This is a genomic window from Faecalicoccus sp., from assembly GCF_036552745.1.
Classification (GTDB): Bacteria; Bacillota_I; Bacilli_A; order Erysipelotrichales; family Erysipelotrichaceae; genus Faecalicoccus.
This window is the reverse complement of record NZ_JAXKBY010000098.1, coordinates 1-3,194: the sequence shown is the minus strand read 5'-3', so window position 1 is coordinate 3,194 and position 3,194 is coordinate 1. Positions and strand designations below refer to the sequence as shown.

Below are 3,194 nucleotides of genomic sequence, written 5' to 3'. Positions count from 1 at the left end.
GGTAACCAATCCACGAATAACAGAGTGGCCAATCACCGATAATTCTGACAAGAAGTTTCCTGTCTAATATCCTTGATTTTAAAAAAAGTGACGATAATCAAAGAAGTGAATATTTCCACTTGACAATCGTCATTTCATAATAGAAAGGTTTGTTAGGAACAAAGAAGGGTTCACATATTGTTAAGTGACTTAATGAATGGTATAATATTCGATATTTCAAGGAGGTTTTCATATGCTTGAAGTTAGACATCTTGTCAAAGATTATGATACAGGAAGTAATATCGTACATGCCTTAAAAGATATTTCTCTGACATTTCGCGATAGTGAATTTGTTTCGATTTTAGGACAAAGCGGATGCGGAAAAACAACATTTTTAAATATTATCGGTGGTTTGGATCAATATACCAGCGGGGATTTGATCATTAACGGTCGTTCAACCAAAAACTATACGGATAAAGATTGGGATACCTATCGTAATCACCGTGTTGGTTTCGTGTTCCAAAGCTACAATTTGATCATGCATCAAACGGTCCTCAGTAATGTCGAGCTGGCATTGACGTTGAGCGGTGTCGATAAGCAGGAACGAAGACAAAGAGCCATCGAGGTCTTAAAACAAGTCGGTTTGGAAGATCAGTTGGATAAAAAACCGACACAGATGTCCGGTGGACAAATGCAGCGTGTAGCTATTGCCAGAGCCTTGGTCAACAACCCGGAAATCTTGTTGGCGGATGAGCCGACCGGTGCCCTGGATTCCAAGACTAGTGTGCAGATCATGGATTTGTTAAAGGAGATTGCCAAGGATCGACTGGTCATCATGGTGACACATAATCCAGAGTTGGCCAAGACGTATTCAACGCGTATCATTTCTTTATTTGATGGTGTGGTGCAAAATGATACTAATCCTATCGCACCGGAAGAAATTACTCCAACGACGGATTCTTTAAAAAAGCCAAGTATGTCTTTTAAAACAGCTTTATCACTGAGCTTAAATAACTTGATGACAAAAAAAGGTCGTACTTTGTTGACAAGCTTTGCCGGAAGTATTGGTATCATTGGTATCGCTTTGATCCTTTCTTTATCCAATGGGGTGCAGGCTTACATCAATCAGGTTGAAAATGATACGATGGCCAGCTATCCAATTGAGATTCAAGATAACACCATGGATATGTCAACGATGATGGAAACCATGATGAATATGTCATCGGATGAGAAAGAAAAAAAGGAAAATAAGGATGAGGTCACATCCATGCCCTACATCAATGATATTTTGAATTCGATCTCAAAGTCTTCCAAGAACAATCTTTCTGCTTTTAAATCGTATTTGGAAAGTAAAGAGGGAGATCAACTCATGGATCATACCAAAGCTGTGGAATACGATTATGGCTTAAGTATGCATGTTTATAATGATTTAGGGGATCAAGGTCTGGTGCAGGTCAGTCCCAATGGTTTGCTGGATCGTCTTGGTTTCTCGGATTTGATGAATCTGCAAAATCAATTTATGTCTTCTTCTGCATCGATGATGTCTAATGAAGTATGGCTTTCTTTACCGGATACCAAAGAACTTCGCGACGATGAATTTGAACTGGTCGAAGGAAAATGGCCGGATGCCTATAATGAGGTCGTGATCGAAGTCAATGATCAAAACGAGATTTCCGATTATGTACTCTATTCTCTGGGTTTGATGGATCAGGATGAGCTGGTCGAGAATTATAATCAGCTTTTAGCCGGTAATGTAGATCAAATTCAAACGAGTGAAGATGCCACTTACACATACGATGAATTATTAAATACAACGTTTAAGCTGGTCAATAACAGTGATTTGTATCATAAAGTCAATGGTGTATGGATCGATGGTTCACAGGATGAAGCCTATGTCGATCAGATCGTGGATCAAGCCACCGATGTTAAAATCGTAGGGATCATCAAACCAGCCGATTCTACCGTATCAAAGACAACGATGGGCGGTGTGTATTATTCTTCACAAATGCGTGATTACATGATCGAACAGTGTTCAAATTCTCAGATCGTACAGGAACAAATCAATCATCCGGATACCAATGTATTAACCGGAACGGCATTTTCAGATGGGAAGAAATGTCGATTTCGAAATTAACACCGGAGCAGCAAATGGCCATGGCTTCTATGTCACAGGAAGAATTGATGTCTTATATGAGCACATACAATGAAAATCTCAATGCGACCTATGACAGCAATCTACAAAAGCTGGGATATATCGATCTGGACAATCCGACAAAAATCAATATCTATGCTTCCAGCTTTGAAGATAAAGAAGAAATAAGCAATTTGATCAACGCGTATAACGAAAAGGAAAAAGCAGCTGATCGTTTAGCTAATGTGATCACATACAATGATTTTATTGGCATGATGTTGTCCAGCGTAACCAGTGTGATCAATATGATCTCTTATGTTCTGATTGGATTTGTATCCGTATCGTTGATCGTATCCAGTATCATGATTGGTATCATTACGTATATTTCTGTATTGGAGAGAACCAAAGAAATCGGAATTTTACGAGCTATCGGTGCTTCCAAAAAGGATGTATCGCATGTCTTTAATGCCGAAACCTTTATCATTGGTCTGGCCAGTGGATGCATGGGTATCTTGATTACAATCTTGTTGAATATTCCCATCAGCATGATCGTAGAGAATTTAACAGGAGTTTCTCATATTGCCAGCCTTCCATGGCAGGGTGGACTGATCTTGATCTTAATCAGTTTATTGTTGACAGTTATAGCCGGTCTAATTCCAAGTCGCTTTGCCTCGAAAAAAGATCCGGTGGAAGCCTTGCGAAGTGAATAGTCTATAAGAGTTAAGTAACCTGCTTAGCTCTTTTTATTTGCAATCTTCATTATAAAAGTAATTAGAGATTGTAATCTAGGATAGAGATATGATAAAGAGCAGGGAAATCTGTTGTCATATAGAAGATTTGATGTGGATATAATAAAAATTTGAATTAACTGATATTTATAAATGTTTTCATTTTGTTTAAAGCGTTTCTCTGAAAAGAGACTAAATAAATTATATTTAAAAAGATAACGCTTAACCTCCAATTTGTTGACATAGCCTTTTAAGTAATCGCAAATTTAAAAAGATCTTCTTTTCGTATTTGACGAATAAAAAAGTAACTAACTTGTCCTCTCAATCTTTTCATAATCAGTAACAGGAATTCTTGT

1 pseudogene is annotated in these 3,194 nt (G+C 37.9%); it reads left to right on the top strand.

The features are described from left to right. Positions 1–232 precede the first annotated feature (232 nt). Positions 233–2,820: pseudogene (locus U0M88_RS04855) on the top strand (ABC transporter ATP-binding protein/permease). Positions 2,821–3,194: the final 374 nt, after the last annotated feature.